General features: G+C 70.8%; 16 protein-coding genes. 3 read left to right on the forward strand and 13 right to left on the reverse strand.

Going from position 1 to position 16592, the window contains the following annotated elements:
* Window positions 1–19: 19 nt before the first annotated feature.
* Window positions 20–1099 carry a molybdenum ABC transporter ATP-binding protein gene (modC, locus tag AN478_RS11140; protein ID WP_054966677.1) on the forward strand — a complete coding sequence of 360 codons (1080 nt, stop codon included), beginning with the start codon at window positions 20–22 and terminating at the stop codon, window positions 1097–1099.
* A gap of 10 nt (window positions 1100–1109) precedes the next feature.
* On the opposite strand, the gene AN478_RS11145 is transcribed toward modC, so the two are convergent.
* From AN478_RS11145 to AN478_RS11205, 13 genes are all read right to left on the reverse strand, one after another.
* Complete coding sequence (locus tag AN478_RS11145; RefSeq protein WP_054966678.1) at window positions 1110–1925, reverse strand: metal ABC transporter permease; 816 nt, start codon at window positions 1923–1925, stop codon at window positions 1110–1112.
* Window positions 1922–2551, reverse strand: coding sequence for an ATP-binding cassette domain-containing protein (locus AN478_RS11150; protein ID WP_082433045.1), 630 nt, complete (start codon window positions 2549–2551; stop codon window positions 1922–1924). The genes AN478_RS11145 and AN478_RS11150 overlap by 4 nt, the downstream gene beginning before the upstream one ends.
* 7 nt (window positions 2552–2558) lie before the next feature.
* Window positions 2559–3461, reverse strand: a complete 903-nt coding sequence (locus tag AN478_RS11155) for a metal ABC transporter substrate-binding protein (RefSeq protein WP_054966679.1) — start codon at window positions 3459–3461, stop codon at window positions 2559–2561.
* Window positions 3462–3474: 13 nt separating this feature from the next.
* Window positions 3475–4827: a TonB-dependent receptor gene (locus tag AN478_RS11160; protein ID WP_054966680.1), complete on the reverse strand. Its 1353-nt coding sequence runs from the start codon at window positions 4825–4827 to the stop codon at window positions 3475–3477.
* Window positions 4828–4949: 122 nt separating this feature from the next.
* Window positions 4950–5258, reverse strand: a complete 309-nt coding sequence (locus AN478_RS11165; RefSeq protein ID WP_074471247.1) for a hypothetical protein — start codon at window positions 5256–5258, stop codon at window positions 4950–4952.
* Window positions 5259–5384: 126 nt separating this feature from the next.
* The gene (locus AN478_RS11170; RefSeq protein ID WP_054966682.1) at window positions 5385–6614 is read right to left on the reverse strand and encodes a hypothetical protein; all 1230 of its coding nucleotides are present in this window, start codon (window positions 6612–6614) and stop codon (window positions 5385–5387) included.
* Window positions 6615–7163: 549 nt separating this feature from the next.
* Window positions 7164–7646 carry an FKBP-type peptidyl-prolyl cis-trans isomerase gene (locus tag AN478_RS11175; RefSeq protein WP_054966683.1) on the reverse strand — a complete coding sequence of 161 codons (483 nt, stop codon included), beginning with the start codon at window positions 7644–7646 and terminating at the stop codon, window positions 7164–7166.
* Between the two features lie 121 nt (window positions 7647–7767).
* Window positions 7768–8607, reverse strand: a complete 840-nt coding sequence (locus AN478_RS11180; RefSeq protein WP_054966684.1) for an FAD/NAD(P)-binding protein — start codon at window positions 8605–8607, stop codon at window positions 7768–7770.
* Complete coding sequence (locus AN478_RS11185) at window positions 8600–9697, reverse strand: 4Fe-4S dicluster domain-containing protein (protein ID WP_054966794.1); 1098 nt, start codon at window positions 9695–9697, stop codon at window positions 8600–8602. The genes AN478_RS11180 and AN478_RS11185 overlap by 8 nt, the downstream gene beginning before the upstream one ends.
* Window positions 9698–9813: 116 nt before the next feature.
* Window positions 9814–10170 (reverse strand): DsrE family protein, encoded by a 357-nt coding sequence (locus AN478_RS11190; RefSeq protein ID WP_054966685.1) that lies wholly within the window; start codon window positions 10168–10170, stop codon window positions 9814–9816.
* A gap of 191 nt (window positions 10171–10361) precedes the next feature.
* Window positions 10362–11336, reverse strand: coding sequence for a c-type cytochrome (locus AN478_RS11195; protein ID WP_082433046.1), 975 nt, complete (start codon window positions 11334–11336; stop codon window positions 10362–10364).
* Window positions 11337–11364: 28 nt separating this feature from the next.
* Window positions 11365–12027 (reverse strand): c-type cytochrome, encoded by a 663-nt coding sequence (locus AN478_RS11200; protein ID WP_054966686.1) that lies wholly within the window; start codon window positions 12025–12027, stop codon window positions 11365–11367.
* 138 nt (window positions 12028–12165) lie between these two features.
* On the reverse strand, window positions 12166–14820 hold the full coding sequence (locus AN478_RS11205) for a glycoside hydrolase family 15 protein (protein ID WP_054966687.1): 2655 nt from the start codon (window positions 14818–14820) through the stop codon (window positions 12166–12168).
* Window positions 14821–15198: 378 nt separating this feature from the next.
* Here AN478_RS11205 and AN478_RS11210 point away from each other — a divergent pair, with 378 nt between their 5' ends.
* Both AN478_RS11210 and AN478_RS11215 read left to right on the forward strand, forming a co-directional pair.
* Window positions 15199–15546 carry a hypothetical protein gene (locus tag AN478_RS11210; protein WP_054966688.1) on the forward strand — a complete coding sequence of 116 codons (348 nt, stop codon included), beginning with the start codon at window positions 15199–15201 and terminating at the stop codon, window positions 15544–15546.
* A 451-nt stretch (window positions 15547–15997) separates the two neighbouring features.
* Entirely contained in the window at window positions 15998–16531 is a 534-nt protein-coding gene (locus AN478_RS11215; RefSeq protein ID WP_054966689.1) for a retropepsin-like aspartic protease, read from the forward strand.
* Window positions 16532–16592 lie beyond the last annotated feature (61 nt).

Here is a 16592-nt window from a genome sequence, read left to right on the forward strand (position 1 = left end):
GCCCGGGAAGGAGCGAACCATGACCGAGGCCGCCCTGAAGGCCCGCTTTGCCCTGGACCGCCCCGACTTCCACCTGGAGGCGGCCTTCGAGGCCCCGCCCGGGGGGGTGACGGCGCTGTTCGGCCCGTCCGGATCGGGCAAGACCACGCTGCTGCGCTGCGTGGCCGGTCTGGAGCGGGCCCCGGAGGGCTACCTGGAGGTGGGCGGTACGGTGTGGCAGGACGAGGACGCGGGCCTCTTCCGCCCGCCCCATCGCCGGGGGGTGGGTTACGTGTTCCAGGAGGCCGCCCTGCTCCCCCATCGCACGGTGACCGGCAACTTGGCCTACGGCTATCGGCGCGCCCGGGGCCCGCGCCGGCTCGCCTGGGGGGAGGTGATCGACCTGCTGGGCCTGGAGCCACTCCTGGAGCGGCGGCCCGCCGGGCTTTCGGGCGGCGAGCGCCAGCGGGTGGCCATCGGCCGCGCCCTGCTCGCCGGGCCCAACCTGCTCCTCCTTGACGAGCCCCTATCGGCCCTGGACCGGGCGGCCAAGGCGGAGATCCTGCCCTACCTGGAGCGGCTGCGGGACCGCCTGGCGCTGCCCGTGCTCCTGGTCAGCCACGCCGTGGACGAGGTGGCCCGCCTCGCCGACCACCTGGTGCTCCTGGAAGCCGGGCACGTCCAGGGCACCGGTCCCCTGGCGGAGATGGCCACCCGGCTCGACCTGCCCCTGGCCCACGGCGAGCCCGCCGAGGCGGTGGTGGAGGCCCGGGTGGCCGGCCACGAGCCCGGGTATGGACTTACCAGCTTGAGCTTCCCCGGGGGCCGGCTGAGCGTCCCGGCCCTCGACCGCCCGCCGGACGCCCCGGTGCGCGTGCGTATCCGCGCCCGGGACGTCAGCCTGACCCGCCAGCCGCCGCGGGAGACCTCCATCCTCAACGTGCTCACCGCCCGGGTGGCGGACATGCGGGAGGAGGGCGCCGAGGGGGTCATGGTCCGCCTGGAGGCCGGGGGCGCGCCCCTGCTGGCCCGGATCACCCGCAAGTCCCGGGACGCCCTAGGCCTGGAGCCGGGCATGGAGGTCTTCGCCCAGATCAAGGGGATCGCCCTGGCCGACTGAGCTCGGCGGCCTACACCGCCCCCGCGGGCTCCCGCCGGACGCGTCCGTAGGCCCGGGCGGCCACGCTCAGGACCAGCAGGGCCGCCACCAGGACCGGGCCGAAGGGCTGGTCGAGCACAAGGGCGGCGACAAAGGCGCCCAGGTAGGCGGCCAGCCCCAGGGACGCGCTTACCGCCAGCCCGGCCCGCCACCCCGGGGCCAGGCCGAAGGCCGCCCAGGCCGGCAGGAAGGCCAGGGCGAAGGCGCCCATGAGGCCCACGGTGGCCGTGCCCAGGGCCATGCCCGCCGCCACCAGCAGGTCGAAGGCCAGGTGCCAGCGCCAGGCGGGCAACTGGTTGGCCCGCTCGTGCTCCGGGAAGAAGCGGGCGCGGAGCAGGCGCGGCATGAGCCAGGGCAGCGCCGCCAGGGTGAGCCCGGCGAACAGGGCCAGGCCCGCCAGCTCCGGCCAGCCGGCGAAGTAGAGCTGGCCGTCCACCATGGCGTGGGCCAGGGACTCGCCCAGGGCGGTGTTGGCGGCCAGCACCAGGGTAGCGCTCCAGCCCAGCAGGATCATGAGCGCGTAGGCGGTGTTGCCGTGGGCCCCGGCGAGGCCCTTGAACAGGGCCCCCACTCCGGCGGTCAGCGGCCCGCCGGCAATGGCCGGGATCCCCAGCCCCAGGCCGCCCAGGGCCCCGGCGGCGGACAGGTGCGCCAGGCCCAGGGCGGCCAGCCACTCCTCGCGCAGGCGCAGCAGGTTGCCCAGCAGGGGCAGGGTGAGGGCCGCTAGCAGGCCCGCAGCGAAGGGCAGCCGGAACAGCGGGTCGGTAAGCGCCTCCAGCGGGCTCATGCCCCCACCTCCAGGTGCCGGGTGGCGACCCGCTCCAGGAAGGGGGCCTCGTGGCTCACCACCAGCACCGCCTCCCCCGCCGCGCGGGCCCCCAGCAGCTCCACCAGCAGGTCGATTCCCTCCGGGTCCAGGTTGTTGGAGGGCTCGTCCAACAGGACCAGGCGGGCCCCGCTCGCCAGGCAGGCCCAGATGGTAAGCAGCTGCAGCTGGCCGCCGGAGAGGCGGTCCAGACGCTGCTCCAGCCAGGGCCGCAGGCGCTCCGGGGGCCTGCGGTCGTCGGCCTGCATGACCGCCAATAGCTCCCGGCCCTTCACCGGCATCTCCGCCAGGCGGGCCGGGCGCTGGGCCTGGTAGGCCAGGCGCAGGTCCGGGGGCCGCTCCAGGCGACCGCGGTGCACCCGCGCCGCCCCGGCAATGGCCTTGAGCAGGGTGGACTTGCCGGCGCCGTTGGGGCCCCACACGCCCACCACGTCGCCGGGCCGCACCCGGAAGGACAGGGGGCCGAGCACGGGTCGCTCATAGCCCACCACCGCCTCCTCGGCGGTTACCAGCGGGGCGGTTCCGCGTTCCCCGGGAGCGGGACCATTCCCCGTCCCCTCCGGATGTTGGACGGTCGCTCGGGCCATGGCTCCCTCACTCCCCTTTCCGCCGCGGGGCGGCGACGGCTTCCACGTAGTCCTCGATGAGAGCGAAGTAGTCCTCGTCGGTGGCGCCCAGCGGGGGATCGAGCGGCAGGGCGGCCGTCGCCCAGCCCGTAGCGCCCGCCACCTTCTCCACCGGGCCGCTTGGGTGGAAGGGATGGCGGATAACCACCCCCGGCCCAGAGCCCTTCAGCGCGGCGATCAGCTCCCGCAGGTGGGAGCCCGAGGGCGGCACCCCGGGTTTGGACTCCAGGTACCCGCGGATGGGCACCTCCAGCCGCTCCAGGAGGTAACGGATGTCCTTGTGGAAGCCCACCACGCCCGGACTGTCGGCCACCCGTTCCTCCCAAGCTGGAAGGCGCTGCTCCACCTCCTGCGCGAATGCGGCGGCCCGCTCCCCGAAGGCCGCCGCGTGGCCGGGCTCCAGCTCCGCCAGGCGGTCGGCCAGGGCCTCGGCCACCGCCGCCATGCGCACGGGATCCAGGTTCACGTGGGGGTCGCCGGCGGGGTGGACGTCGCCCCCAGAGCGGTCCGCCCGCCCCCCGGCATCCAGGAGCTCCACCTGCGCGGCGGCCTCGAAGTAGCCCGGACGGCCCGGCCGGATGGACGGGTTGGCGGCGTTGCGGATGGCGGCGGGCAGCCAGCCCACCTCCAGCTCGGCCCCCACCGCCACCACCAGGTCCGCGCTGCGCAGGTCCCGGATCATGGAGGGCTTGGCCTGCAGGTAGTGGGTGTCCCGGTCCGGGGGCGCCAGGGTGGTCACGGAGACCGCATCGCCGCCCACCGTGCGGGCGAGCATGGCCATGGAGGTGGTGGTGGCGGCCACCCGTGTCTCCGCCATGACGGGCAAGGCGGCGGCCAGGGTCAAAATGATGGTCAGAAAAACGCGGATCATGGTCGCCTCCTTGCTAGAAGTCGTGGGCGCCGTGCTGGCCCAGGCTCAGGATGTAGCGCAGGAAGAACTGATTGGCCGTCTCGGTGCCGTGGTCGGTGGCAATCTCCGGCCGGGACCACTGGGCCTGGAGCCGGGAGAAGTGGCTGGGGCTCCAGGTGACATTGGCCGAGATCCGCTCGGAGCGGTCCCAGTGGGTGGCGGTCCCCGGACCCTCCCGCTTGTTGGTCAGGCCCACCATGTCGTAGCGGGCGCCCGCCCGCCAGTTGGCGGCGAAGCCATAGCGGCCCTGAACGTAGAAGCCGTCCTCGGTGAATTCCCGCCGGTCGCCCTCCACGGACGGATCCTCCGCGTGGTAGGCCACCTCCAGGTCCTTCACGGCGTAGAGGTACTCGGCCTGGAGCTTGATGTCGCCCTTGCCGTACTGATCGGGCGCGTCGTAGGCGTAGACCCAGTCCGTGCCCACCACCCAGGACTGCCCGTTGGTGACGTGGACCGGGAGCGTCTCGCCGCCGTGGATCTCCTGATGGTCCGTGGCGTAAACGCCGAACAGCCCCGCCTGCAGCTCGTGGGAGTAGCCCAGGTCGGGCGCCACCTTGGCGAAGGCGGTGAACAGCCGCGGTCCCTCGTCGGGGTCCCGGTAGGGGTCCAGGGTGCCCCCGGTGACATGACCTTCTTCCTCCAGGCCGTGGATGGCCTCCTCTCCGGCGAACCGGCCCACAACCTCCTGGTCGCCCTGCAGGGCCTCCACGCCGAAGTGGGTGTAGACCGGCGTGGCCGGGGTCCAGGTGAGCTGGACGCCGGAATCCATGAGGCCGTGGGGGCCGAGCAGGTGCTGGTAGGGCAGGTTCTGCTCGATAAACTCCCACTGGTGGCGGTGCTTCTCGTTGTGGTAGCCGATGCCGGAGAGGAACTGGCCGCCCTTCACCCGGAGCCCGGCGGGCAGCGCGGTTGTGGTGAAGTAGGCCTCCTCCAGGCCGACTTCTCCGCTGTCCTCGATCACCGCCTGCACGAAGGCGTCGAAATAGGGATCGACGCTGGCGGAGAACAGCAGCTCCGTGGGCTTGAGGTTGAAGCCCGGCTCGTCGCCGCCATGGGCGTGGCCGTGGTCGTGGCCCGCCCCGCCGTGGGCGGCGTTGATGCCCTCGGCTAGGCCGGGCAGACCGGCGCCCTCGCCGTCGGCGTCGTCCCAGTAGGCGTTGCCTTCGAGGATCACGGAGATATCGGGGTTGAAGCGGTTGCCGGAGGTGACCTCGGCGGAGCTGGAGCCGGCGGCTCCGGCCCCCGGGTACGGGGCGGTCTGCCCAAAGGCGGTCTCACCCGCGCCCACGACGAGGGCGATGCCCGCCAGCCAAGCGGTGCGTTGCATGGGAAAACCCTTTCCAAAGCGATGGCCGTCGCCGCGCGGTACCGGTCACGGGTCGCCGGCGGTGCCGGGTCCCCGGAGGATCCACGCGCGGTTTGCGCAAACGGTGCTGTGAACGGAAAGGGTCAGGCGGGAGGGTCGCGGGCGGCCGCCGCCCGGAGGGCGGTCTCGGGCGGCACGGACTCCGGGCCGAGCACCGGCGTAACCGCCACGGTATCCGGCAGGAAGGGAGCGCTGTGGGCGGACGCCGCCGCGCTCTCGGAGACCACGCACAGCTCGCACACCGGCTCGCCGTCGGCGAGGGCGTGCTCCACGGCATGGGACTGCAGCCCCACCTGGCCCAGGAACAGGGCCAGCAGCAGGGCCAGCAGGCGCCAGCGCCGTGCGGCGGCGTGGGCCAGATGCCGGTAGCTTGCAGGGGTGCGACGGGTCATGAAGCGCTCGGCCTTGCGGGGGGAGACGGCGCACCGGGGTCCGGAGGGTCTCCCTTCCAGGGACAACAGGTAAGCCATCAAGTTACGGCACTCGGGGACGTACCGCAAACCCGGCCAAGGGCCCGACTAGAGGAAGTCGCCCCCGAAGTGGCCGAGGTCGAGGCTGTATCGGAGCATGAAGCGGCTCTCCGAGCTCCGGGGGCCGGGGCGCTCGCCGGCGTCCCGGGTCAGGCGGGCCCGTAGGGTGGAATGCTCCGTGGGGGACCAGGTGCTCTCCAGTGCCAGGTGGGTGGCCGTCTGGTCCCTGCCCTCCGTCCGCAGGCCGCTCACCAGCCCCACCAGGTCGAAGCGGACATCGGCGTTCACCTCGGGGCTGAATCCGTAACGCGCCTGCAGGGAATAGGCCTCCTCGGTGCGCCGCCGGTCCTCCCCCACGAGCCCCGGCTCGTCGGCGTGGTAGGCCACCTCGAGGTCCTTCTCCGCGTGGAGGTACTCGGCACTGAGCTTGAGGCGGCCGTCGCCGAAGGCGGTGGGGGTGTTCCGGCTATAGACCCAGCTGGTACCGGCCATCCAGTAGCTGCCCTGCTGCAGCTCCGGAGAGCCCGCGTACCGGAGCTCCTGTCGGTCGCTGTCCAGGATGCCGAAAACGCTGCCCTGGAGCCGGTGCGGGCCGCCCAGCGGGGGCGCCGCCTCCGCGAAGGCCGTATAGAGCCGAGGACCGTCCGAGGCCTCCCCGTAGCGGCCCACCGCCTGCCGACCCAGCCCCGCACCCGCCAAGACCTCCTTGCCGTCGAAACGGTTGAGCTGGCCGCTCTCGCCCTGGAAGGCCTCCACCCCCAGCCGGAGGTGGTAGCTGGCTTCCGCCTTCCAGGTGAGCTGCAGGCCGGTGTCCCTGAGATGGAAGGGCTTTTTCAGGAACCCGTAGGGCACGTGGCCCTGGGTGTATCCCCATTGGGCGGGGTGCTCGCGGTGGGGATAGCCGATGTCCGAGTAGAAGCGCCCCGCCTTCCACCGCACACCCGAGGGTCGCAGCGGGCGCTCCAGGAAGGCCTGCTCGAGACGCACCTCGCCGTCCGGCCCCATGGCGCCCTTGATCAGGGCCTTCAGGTCGGGGTCCGGGGAGGCGGAGAAGATCAGGTCCCGGGGCTGCAGGTTGAAGCCGGGATCGGCGACGGCCTGGTAACCCGGTCCGCCCTCCGCGCCCCCGATGCCCTTCAGGGGCTGCGCCGGGCCCGGCTCCAGCGCGGGCGCGGCGTTCCCCACCTGGGCGGACAGGAGGAGGCCGGCGAACAGGCCGGTAAGGCGCGTAAGCCGCTTGAGGCGGACGGATAGGGAGGACTGGAGGTAGGCTGCCATCGGCTCCGGGGTAAATCCCTAGATATATTCCCGCAAGATATTGGGGTATTCCCGTAGGGATCCGGATTATGGCACTCCAGGCAGTGTAGGGGAAGGCCCTACCATCCACCTATCCGAGAAAATAACTCCTTTTAAGCGGCAGTCGTGGGGTAGTGAGTGCAAACACCTGGGAAGCAAAGGGAAAACGCCCGAACGGGCGAGGAACATCCAGATTGATTCCCATTAGGAATCACTCCAGGGGAGGAGCCAGGTCATTGGGAGGGAGTTCGAGGGGGGATGCCGTGGCGAGGCCGGACGGCTCCGGGACCAACGCTGTGTGGGTCACGGGGTGCTAGCAGGAGGGATGAAGGGGGAACGAGCCGTACGTCCGCGGGACCGTGGTTCGGCCGCGGCGCAGGCGGTCAGAATGCGGGCACCAGGGAAGGCGAAGGGAGAAGAAGCGCGTGGGCGACCACGCCAGGGCGATGCCCATGGGGGAGCATGCCGCGGGGAGGGTTGGCAGAAAAAAGGAATGCCGGCGGGGGATCCCCGCCGGCACCCGCCGACGGCCTAGTGGTCGTGGCCGCCGGGGCCGTGCACGTGGCCGTGGTCGAGCTCCTCCTGGGAGGCGTCGCGCACGTCCACCACGTTCACGTCGAAGTTCAGGGTGACGCCCGCGAGGGGATGGTTCCCGTCCACGGTGACCTCCTGATCGCCGGCTTCCAGCACGGTGAGGATCCGCACGCCCTCATCGGTCTCCGCCTGGAACTGCATGCCGGGCTCGATCTGCTCGGCCCCTTCGAACTGCTCGCGGGGGATCTGCATGACCATGGAGTCGTCCCGCTCGCCGTAGCCTTCCTCGGGGGTGATGGTGACCGAGACGTCCTCGCCGGGGCCCTTGCCCTCCAGGGCGGTCTCCAGGCCGGGGATGATCTGGCCGATACCGTGGATGTAGGCCAGCGGCTCGCGGCCCTCGGAGGTGTCGATTACCTGGTCGTCGGCGTCCTTCAGGGTGTAGTCGATGGAGACGACCCGGTTTTTGGCAGCCTGCATGATCGGTTCCTTCTGCTGAAAAATGATTCAGGCGGCGGCGTGAAAACGGACCGCTGCGCCTGAGAAAAGCACTTGACTCCCCACGATAACTCACCCGGGGGCCCGGGACCAACCGCGGGGGCTATAACCCCGGGATGGCGAGGAGGGAACCCACCTGGCTGTAGGCAAACACCGGCCCGTCGTGGCAGACGAAATAGGGCCCGAGCTGGCAATGGCCGCAGCGCCCGTTGCCGCAGTGGTGGTTGCGCTCCAGGCTCAACCAGAGGTCGTCCGCGGGAAAGCCCCGCGCCACCAGCTCCCGCGCCCCCGCCCGCATCATGGGCTCGGGTCCGCACATCATGACCGCGGTCCGCCCCGGGCGCAGGCGCACCCGGTCGAAGAGCTCGGTGACCAGGCCCACGTGCCCGGGCCAGTTCTCCCCCGGCACGTCCGCCGCCAGGCCCACCTCCGTGTCGGGATCCCGGGCCCAGGCCTCGTAGCGGGGCCGCCAGATGAGGTCGGCGCCGTGCTTGACCCCCTGCAGGATGGTGAGGCGGCCGAAGCGGGACCGGCGGGCCATGATGTACTCGATCACCGACACCACCGGGGCGCAGCCCAGGCCGCCGGTGACCACCAGCACGTCCCGGCCCTCCGAGCGGTCCAGGGGCCAGCCGCGGCCGAAGGGCCCGCGGAGCCCGAGGCGGTCGCCCTCGTCGAGGGCCACCAGGGGGTTGGTCACCCGCCCCACCCGCCGGATGGTGTGCCCGATCCGCTCCGGATCCCCGGGGTCGGAGCTTATGGAGATGGCCACCTCCCCCACCCCGAAAACGCCAAGCATGTTGAACTGGCCCGGCTGGAAGCCGTATTGCCGCCGCGCCTCGGGGTCGGTGAGGCGCAGGCGAAGGGTGACAATGCCGGGGCTCTCCTCCACCCGCTCCGCCACCTCCGCCTCCCGGGGGAGCCACGCCCCGCCCCTACGCACCACCCGGCTCCTCGCCCAGCGCGGCCACTTCCTCGGTGAGGTCGATCCCGGTGGGGCACCAGGTGATGCAGCGGCCGCAGCCCACGCAGCCGCTGCGGCCGAACTGGTCGTGCCAGCCGCCCAGCTTGTGGGTGAGCCATTGTCGGTAGCGGTTGGCGGTGGTGGCCCGCACCACGATGCCGTGGATGTAGCTGTGGCCGCTGGTGAAGCAGGAGTCCCACTGGCGGACCTGGTCGCTTACCTCCCCCTCCAGGTCGGGAACCGTCTCCTGGCTGTGGCAGAAGCAGGTGGGGCAGACGTTGGTGCAGTTGCCGCAGGACAGGCAGCGCTCGGCCACCTCCTCCCAGCGCGGATGCTCCTGGCGCCCGAACAGGAAGTCCCGCAGGTTGCGGGACGGCAGGGACCGCTTCTGGGCCTGCGCGGCGGCCTCGATCTCGGCGTCGGCCCGCCGGTTCCGCTCCTCGCCCGCCTCCTCGGTGGGCAGGGCCGCCAGAATGTCCGCCCCGGCCGGGCCCCCGGCCGCCACCAGGAACCCTTCGTCCAGCTCCGAGAGCACCAGATCAAAGCTGTGCTCGGCCCGCGGGCCGTCGCCGGTGGAGGCGCAGAAGCAGGTGTCCGCGGGGTGGGTGCAGTTCACGGCCACCAGGAACAGGCGCTCGCGGCGCGCCTTATAGAAGGGATCCGGCTCGCCTTCCAGGAAGTGGCGGTCCTGAAGGGCCAGCCCCGCCAGGTCGCAGGCGCGCGCGCCGATCACCGCCAGGGGGCCCACCTCCGGCTCCGGGGCCTCGAAGCGCAGGCCCCCACCCTCCCGACGCGCCCGCCACAGGGTCTCCCGGGGGACGAAGGTGAGCGGCTTGAGGGCGGTGGGGCCGTTGGCCCAGGCGAAATGGCGCCCCGTGCCCTCCTCCAGGCGGTAGGAGCCCGGAGCCTGGCGGTCGCGCAGGCCGAAGCAGAGGTCGGCGGCCCGTTCCACCTCCTCCATGACGATGGCCCCCTCCCGGACCCGCGGCCCCAGGCAGCGGTAGCCGGCGTCCCGCAGGGCTTCCACCAGGGCGGGAAAGCGGTCGCGGGGCAGAAAACGGTCGGCCATGGGGGCATCCTCCAGACGGTCCTCCACCCTTTGTAACCCGTCTCGTCGCCCACCTGCCAACAACAAAGGGCCCGCCGCGAGCCGGCGGGCCCTTTGTTCTCCAGGATCCAGAGCGCCTAGAAGTCGATGTTCTTGTCGGCCGCCAGGGCGGCGCCCACGAAGTCGCCCATGCCCTGGTAGGAAGCGGTGGAAACCCAGTTGTCCTCGGTAACGCCCCGGGCGGCGCCGCAGGCCTTGCAGACCCAGAAGGGCACGCCCTTGTCCACCAGGGCCTCCACGGCGTCCTTCATGGCCGGCATGTTCACCCCCTGGACGTGGGGATAGACATGCTTGTTGGCGAGCACGGCCCCCTCGCCCTGCAGCCACAGGGTCACGTCGTGGCCCTGGTCCGCGGCGGCCTTGGCGGCCAGCACGCCGAGGGTGGCCTGGGTCGGGTCATCGGTGCCGTGGGTAACGGAAACGACCACTTTCATGGTGAACAGACCTCGCTTTAGCTGGGGGAAATTGCAGGCTCAGGGAAGCTCCCCGCACGGCGGGGAAATCGAAATTCTAACGCAATTCGGGGGGAGAACGGGCCACCCCGCGCATTCAGGAGGTCCCCGAAGAAGAAAGGGCGCCCCCGGAGGGGCGCCCTTTTCCTGCTACGAAGGCTCGGACCGGGTCTTCAGGCGCCCTGGCCGAGCTCCGCGCCGTTCACCTCGTGGCCGTAGATGCACTCGTGCTGGTGCCAGGCCTCCTCGGTGTCGGTGATGGTGCCCTCGAAGCGGGGATCCTGCGGGCGCTCGTGGCTGTTGATGTAGGCGGCCACGTCCCAGGCTTCCTGGTCGCTCAGGGCGCCCTCCAGCTTGGACGGATCGGCCTTGCCCAGGGGCATGTTGTACTTGATGAACGCCGCGGCGGTGTTCACCCGGTGCATGCCGGCGCCCCAGTTGTAGGCCTTGGGGCCCCACAGGGCGGGGAATATCTGCTCACCGGACTCGGAGAACTCGCCCTGGCCGTCGGCGCCGTGGCAGATGGCGCACTGCGCGTCGTACACCTGCTCGCCGCGCTCAACGCTGTAGCCGTCCTCGGGCATGGGCACGTCTTTGTAGCCCCGGCCCGGCAGGTTCTCGCCCACCGGGGCGCCCTGGGCCTGCCAGAACATGTAGGCCTGCATGTCCTTGAGGACCTGGCTATCCGGCTCGGGCGGCCCGCCGGCCTCGGAGTCCCCGGCGTTCATGGAGTAGGTGAAGCAGCCGCGGATGCGCTCATCCATGGTGTTCACATGGTCGTTCTTGCCCCGGTACTTGGGGTAGACGGGCCAGGCGCCCCACAGCGGCGCGGAGTTGGCCACCGTGCCGTTGCCGACGTGGCAGTTGGAGCAGTTCTGGCCGTTGCCCACGTACTCGCCCGCGTATTCCAGGGTATTGTTGAAGGCCTTCATGCCGCGGCGCACCGCCTCGCCGAACTGGTCGTCGGGGATGTCGGCGATGGCGGGCGGCTGGTGGTACCCCTCCTCGCCGGCGGCGGGAGCTTGTTCCAGCTCCACCTGGGCGTCCAGGTTGTCCTCGGCCGCGGCCGGGCCGGTCATCAGGAACGCCGCCAGCAGGCCCGCGCCCACCAGACCGGACTGGTTCCGCACCTTTCGGGTCCTATCCATTGCTGTTCTCTCCTTGCCTGGCTGCCGGTTATTCCTGGGAGCCCGGGGCGGGAAGGGAGGCGAAATACGCCGCCGCCGCCTCGGCTTCCTCGTCGGTCATGCGCTCCGCCACTTCGGCCATCAGCCGGTTGGGGTCGTTGGAGCGCTGGCCGGACTGCCAGGCCTCGATCTGGCTGGTGATGTAGCCGGCGTGCTGCCCGGCGATGGTGGGGAAGGCCTCGCCGACGCCGCGGCCGTCGGGGCCGTGGCAGCTGGTGCAGGCGGGCACGCCCTTGTCCCACATGCCCCGCTCGGCGATGGCCTCGCCCCGCGCTAGCACATCCTCGGAGGCGTCGGTGCCCTGCCCGGCGCTCTCGGGGGCCGGCATATCGCCGTAGTACCCGGCCACCGCCTCGATCTCCTCGGCGGACAGCCCCTGGGCGATGGGGTTCATGACCGGCTGGTTCCGGGCGTCGGACTGGAAGTCCTCCAGCTGCTTGGCGAGGTAGGCGGCGTCGAGGCCAGCCAGTCGGGGGAAGCCGGCGGCGGCGTTGCCGCTGCCGTCGGCGCCGTGGCAGGACACGCAGGCTTGGGCACCCTGGTCATTGCCCTGCTGGGCGAGGGTCTCGCCCAGGTCACTGGCCAGGACGCCCCACGGAAGGGTAAGCAGGCCCAGGCCCGTGAGGGCCTTGCCGGCGTAGGATTTGGCCATGGTTGAAACTCCTTCTGGTGGACCCCGAGAGCCCGTGGTTACGGGATCCTTGGGGAACGCTTTCGCGCCCGGCACGTCTGGAACCGGGCCAAAAGGCGCGACATTATATTTTTATTTAATAATATTTCCATACCCTATCTAAGACTCGTTCAGCCGCCAGTCGTAGGGCAGATAGCGTAACCGGATGGAATCCGCCCGTTTTTCCAGCCACGCCCCCAGCTCGCGATCGAACAGGCGCCGGGCGATGTACCGGACCAGCTCCGGGTCCTCCGCGGGGAAGTCGTGCCGGTACCACCAGAAGAGGCGGGACACCCCCACCGTCTCCCGCCCCGGTTGTACCCGGGTGGTGGCGTTCAGGAAGATCTTGGCCGCCGTCTCCAGGTGCCCATCAAGGCCCTCGGCCTCGAACACCTCCACCGGCGGACACGACCGGCTGCCGCACACCAGGGCGAAATGGACGCGGAAATCGGGCTCCCACACGGCCAGCTCCCGGCGGGGATCGCGCGGTCCGAAGGACCGCCGCAGGCGCCAGGGGGCCCGGCGGTTGCCCCGCAGGATGCCGTGCTCGATCTCGTTGGGGGTGAAGGTGTGCCCGCCCACCTGGTAGCGCACCCCGCGGAAGAACCAGGGCACCTCGCGGATGGTGTCCCGGATCCCCAGCTCGATGACGCCGTGGATGACGATGGCGTTGTAGACGTTGATCCAGAAGGCCATGCGCTCGGCGTCGGTGGCAAGGCTGCCTGGGTCATAGGCGGCCAGATCCGCGGCCACCTCGCGGAAACGGCGGTAGTAGCCGGACCCCCGGACCAGGTGGTAATCCACCCGCTGGCGGTGGCCGTCGTAGAAGTGGCCGCGCAGGGTGTTCACCGCCCGCTTCACCTCCTCCGCCGGATTCTCGCGCGGCGGTCCCACCGGGCTTTCCGGATTGAGCAGCCGCGGGCGGGCCAGGAGGGTTAGGCGCGCCGGCCAGCCCAGCCGATGAGGCCGTGGGCTCTGGGTGCGACGGGCGTTCAGGTAGCGGATGGCTGTCACCGCGAAGCCGATGTGGGAGTAGGCCTGGGGGAGGTTGCCGGTGATCTCCTTGTACCGCGGATCGTACTGCTCGCCGAACAGCCCCAGGTGGTTGGAGAAGCGGTCGATGCGCCGCAGGTGTGCCCCCGCCTCGTTGAGCCGGCCCTGCAGGATCAGGCAGTCCACGTACCAGAACAGGCAGATCATGAAGCCGTGCTCCTGCCCCGGCAGGCCGTCGTCCATGCGGTAGCGCAGCATGGTGCCGTCCACCAGCAGCTCCTCCTCGATGCGGGCGATGGTGCCCGCCACCCGGGGATCGTCCGCCGGCAGGAAGCCCACGATGGGGATCATGAGCAGGGAGGCGTCCACGGCGTCGGTGTCGTAGTGCTGGGTGAAGCAGCCCAGGTCGTCCCGATAGCCGCGCTCGAGGATATCCGCGCGCACCGCGGCACGCTCCGCCCGCCAGCGTTCCAGGTCGCCGGGCAGGCCGTAGTGCTCGGCCACCTTGATGCCCCGGTCCAGGGCCACCCAGCACATGAGCTTGGAGTGAACGTAGTGGTGGGGCCCGGTGCGCATCTCCCAGATGCCCGAGTCCGCCTCGCGCCAGATCTCGCACACCGTGTCCACCATGGGGCGCAGGTACTCCCAGTGCTCCAGGTCGATCTTTCCCACGTAGCGGGACACGGCGAAGATGGTCTCCAGCAGCTCGCCGTAGATGTCGTGCTGGTGCTGGCCCACGTTGTACTGGCCGATGTGGGCCGGATAGCTGCCCTTGTAGCCCTCCAGGTGCTCCAGCCGGGTCTCGCCGCCGGGCGGCTCGGCCACGGTGAGCTGGTAGATGATCTGCAGACGGCCCGGCGGCTCGTGGGCGCACAGCTCCTTCAGCCAGTCCAGGTAGCGGGTGACCTCCTCGGAGTGGCCCAGCTCGAACAGCGCCGCCAGGGTCATGGCGGTGTCCCGGATCCAGCTGAAGCGGTAGTCCCAGTTGCGCTCGCCGTAGAGGATGGTGGGCAGGGAGGTGGTGGCCCCGGCGGCGATGGCGCCGGTGTCCTCGTACTGCAGGAGCTTCAGCACCAGGGCGGCCCGGTCCAGGCTCTCGCGCCAGAAGCGCTCCGCCGGGTAGCGCGTCACCTCCTCCGTGTGCGACCAGTCCAGCCAGTACCGGTGGGTGGCCTCCAGAACCGCCTGCAGGTGCTCCGCACCCGATTGCGCCAGGCCTTCCCCGCCGCGGCTGAAGCACAGAAACACCCGCTCCCCGGCCCGCAGGCGGATCCGGGCGCGCTCCCCCTCCCAATCCAGGGGTGCGGTGGCGGAGAAGACGTGGAACGCTTCCCCGTCGGGGACCCGCCAGCGGCGTTCGTCCAGGTACTCCCGCTCCGGATGGGCGCGGGCGTAGTCGGGGCGCGGACTGCACTCCACCGCCAGGACCATCTCCCCGGCCAGCGCCGTAACCCGGCGGATCAGGTGGTCCCGCCCGCCGGCCAGCTCCCGGGCCCCCTCCCCCGCCGGCATGAAGTCCACCACCTCGGCCTCCCCCTCGGCGGTGCGGAACAGGGTCTGCAGGACGTTGGTCTCGCGGAAATAGTGCTGGGACGAATCCCAGGACGCCTCGGGGGTGACGGCGAAGCGCCCGCCCGCACGGTCATCGAGGATGGCGCCGAACACCGAGGGCGAATCCATGTTGGGGCTGCACATCCAGTCCACGGCCCCGTCCAGCCCCACCAGGGCGATGGTGGCGCCGTTGCCAATGATTCCGTGGTCGCCGATCTTCTTATAGGGCACGCACGTTCTCCTGCATCCGGTCCGCGGCAATGGGTGAACGACCGTCCGGGCCCGCCGGGCGTCCGGCCCGCGCCGGGACGGCTCCCCGGAGCCGGGATGGCTGCATGCATGAAAGGGGAATGGACACTGTGACCGGGTTCGCGCCCATGGGCACGAGGGTGGTGGCATGCACCGGGGCTTACGCCCGCGGGGTCGAGGGCCCCCGGGCAGAAACCGGGGGGCACCGCCCTGATTCTAACCGGGGCGGGACCACCGCCCAAACTCCCCGGCGGGAAGCAGGTTCCGTCCGGGAAATGCCGGCTGGACCAAAAATGGCATCCCATTTACATTATTTGCTCAATCCCTAGTGGAACGCTCGGAAATTGCGTGGAGGGAGCCATGAGCGAACCGGTGCATCTGCGGGAAAGCCTGCGGGCGGCGGGAACGCCCGCCTTCGAGGAGACCCTGCGTGAGGAGCTCCTGCGCAACAACTGGGGGGTGCCGCTGGAGGACTTCTGCCCCCTGGAGGCCTGGCCCGGCTTCGACGTGGACCTGCGCCTCTCCGTCCACCAGCTGGAGGAGTCCGCCGACAATCTCCGGGTGAAGGCCTTCGTCTCCTTCACCGGCCGCGTCCCCTCCTACTGCGCCGACCAGGCCCACACGGTGCCCGCGGACGGTTTCCTCCGCATCACCATCGATCGGGCCACCGCCGAGGCGAGCTTCGAGACCGACCCCCTTGGGGCCTGATCCCCGCCGGAGCCCGGCCCCCTGACGGTGGGTGGCGCATTCCGTACAATGAATGCGGACTTTCCCACCACCGAGGATCCCATGGGAAGCTGGGGATGCCCGCATGAATCCGAAGGCCGCTGCCGGCGCGTGGCGAACCGGGACTGCGATCCGGGCATGAAGGGCTGCGTCCTCCACGGCAAGGTAGCCTTCAGCAACCCCACCAAGAACTCCCCGCGTATCCGTTCCCGCCACGGGGTAAGAGAGGACCCGCCCACCGAGGCCCGGCGGGATGCGCGAGGGCGCCGGCGGTAACGCCACCTGGGAAACGGGCGCACCCGGTCACACCCAGCGCCCCGCGCCATACCGCCGGCCTAAGGGCCTCCCCTAGAAAATTCCGGGAATACCCTAGGAACCCCCGAAGCCCGATGGTAGTATGCGCTCACTTTTTACGCCAGGGTGCCCCGGAACCATGACCCTTTCCCGTCTCGCCCCGATCGCCATCGTCCTGCTGCTGGTCGCCCCTGCTGCCGGGGCCGCGGATGCCCGCATCCCCATGGAGGAAAAGGGCGCCGCCACCTTCTATGTTCCCGTAGAGCTGGGCGGCTCCCTGTCGGCGGACTTCCTGGTGGATACCGGCTCCAGCCACATGGCCATCCGCGAATCCACCCTGCGCGACCTCCAGGACCGTGGGCAGGCCACCTTCGTCAAAAACCTGGCCGGGCGCATGGCGGACGGCAGCCGCAAGGTGGTGCCCGTCTATCGGATCGACCGGGTGCGGATCGGCGAGGACTGCTTCCTGGATGGCGTGGAGGCGGCCGTGTTCCCCGACAGCTCGCGCCCCATCCTCGGCCTGAGCGCGCTGCGCCGGGCCGGCTCCATCCGGATCTCCATGGATCCGCCCACCCTGCAGCTCGGCCAGTGCGACCGCCGTACCGCCCGGGCACCCGGGAAGGGTGCGCTGGCCGCCGCCGACGCCGGTGAGGGGGGGCTTCCGCGCCCCTAGAGCCCCCGGGCTTCCACACCGCGGGCTGGACATAAGAACGCCGGGAGCAAGGCCCCCGGCG

Source organism: Thiohalorhabdus denitrificans (assembly GCF_001399755.1).
Taxonomy (GTDB): Bacteria; Pseudomonadota; Gammaproteobacteria; order Thiohalorhabdales; family Thiohalorhabdaceae; genus Thiohalorhabdus; species Thiohalorhabdus denitrificans.

What these genes read in the sequence shown, in the direction of transcription:
- modC (WP_054966677.1), top strand. Translation starts at nt 20, where the DNA reads ATGACCGAGGCCGCCCTGAAGGCCCGCTTTGCCCTGGACCGCCCCGAC.
- AN478_RS11145 (WP_054966678.1), bottom strand. Translation starts at nt 1,925, where the DNA reads ATGAGCCCGCTGGAGGCGCTTACCGACCCGCTGTTCCGGCTGCCCTTC.
- AN478_RS11150 (WP_082433045.1), bottom strand. Translation starts at nt 2,551, where the DNA reads ATGGCCCGAGCGACCGTCCAACATCCGGAGGGGACGGGGAATGGTCCC.
- AN478_RS11155 (WP_054966679.1), bottom strand. Translation starts at nt 3,461, where the DNA reads ATGATCCGCGTTTTTCTGACCATCATTTTGACCCTGGCCGCCGCCTTG.
- AN478_RS11160 (WP_054966680.1), bottom strand. Translation starts at nt 4,827, where the DNA reads ATGCAACGCACCGCTTGGCTGGCGGGCATCGCCCTCGTCGTGGGCGCG.
- AN478_RS11165 (WP_074471247.1), bottom strand. Translation starts at nt 5,258, where the DNA reads ATGACCCGTCGCACCCCTGCAAGCTACCGGCATCTGGCCCACGCCGCC.
- AN478_RS11170 (WP_054966682.1), bottom strand. Translation starts at nt 6,614, where the DNA reads ATGGCAGCCTACCTCCAGTCCTCCCTATCCGTCCGCCTCAAGCGGCTT.
- AN478_RS11175 (WP_054966683.1), bottom strand. Translation starts at nt 7,646, where the DNA reads ATGCAGGCTGCCAAAAACCGGGTCGTCTCCATCGACTACACCCTGAAG.
- AN478_RS11185 (WP_054966794.1), bottom strand. Translation starts at nt 9,697, where the DNA reads ATGGCCGACCGTTTTCTGCCCCGCGACCGCTTTCCCGCCCTGGTGGAA.
- AN478_RS11190 (WP_054966685.1), bottom strand. Translation starts at nt 10,170, where the DNA reads ATGAAAGTGGTCGTTTCCGTTACCCACGGCACCGATGACCCGACCCAG.
- AN478_RS11195 (WP_082433046.1), bottom strand. Translation starts at nt 11,336, where the DNA reads ATGGATAGGACCCGAAAGGTGCGGAACCAGTCCGGTCTGGTGGGCGCG.
- AN478_RS11200 (WP_054966686.1), bottom strand. Translation starts at nt 12,027, where the DNA reads ATGGCCAAATCCTACGCCGGCAAGGCCCTCACGGGCCTGGGCCTGCTT.
- AN478_RS11210 (WP_054966688.1), top strand. Translation starts at nt 15,199, where the DNA reads ATGAGCGAACCGGTGCATCTGCGGGAAAGCCTGCGGGCGGCGGGAACG.
- AN478_RS11215 (WP_054966689.1), top strand. Translation starts at nt 15,998, where the DNA reads ATGACCCTTTCCCGTCTCGCCCCGATCGCCATCGTCCTGCTGCTGGTC.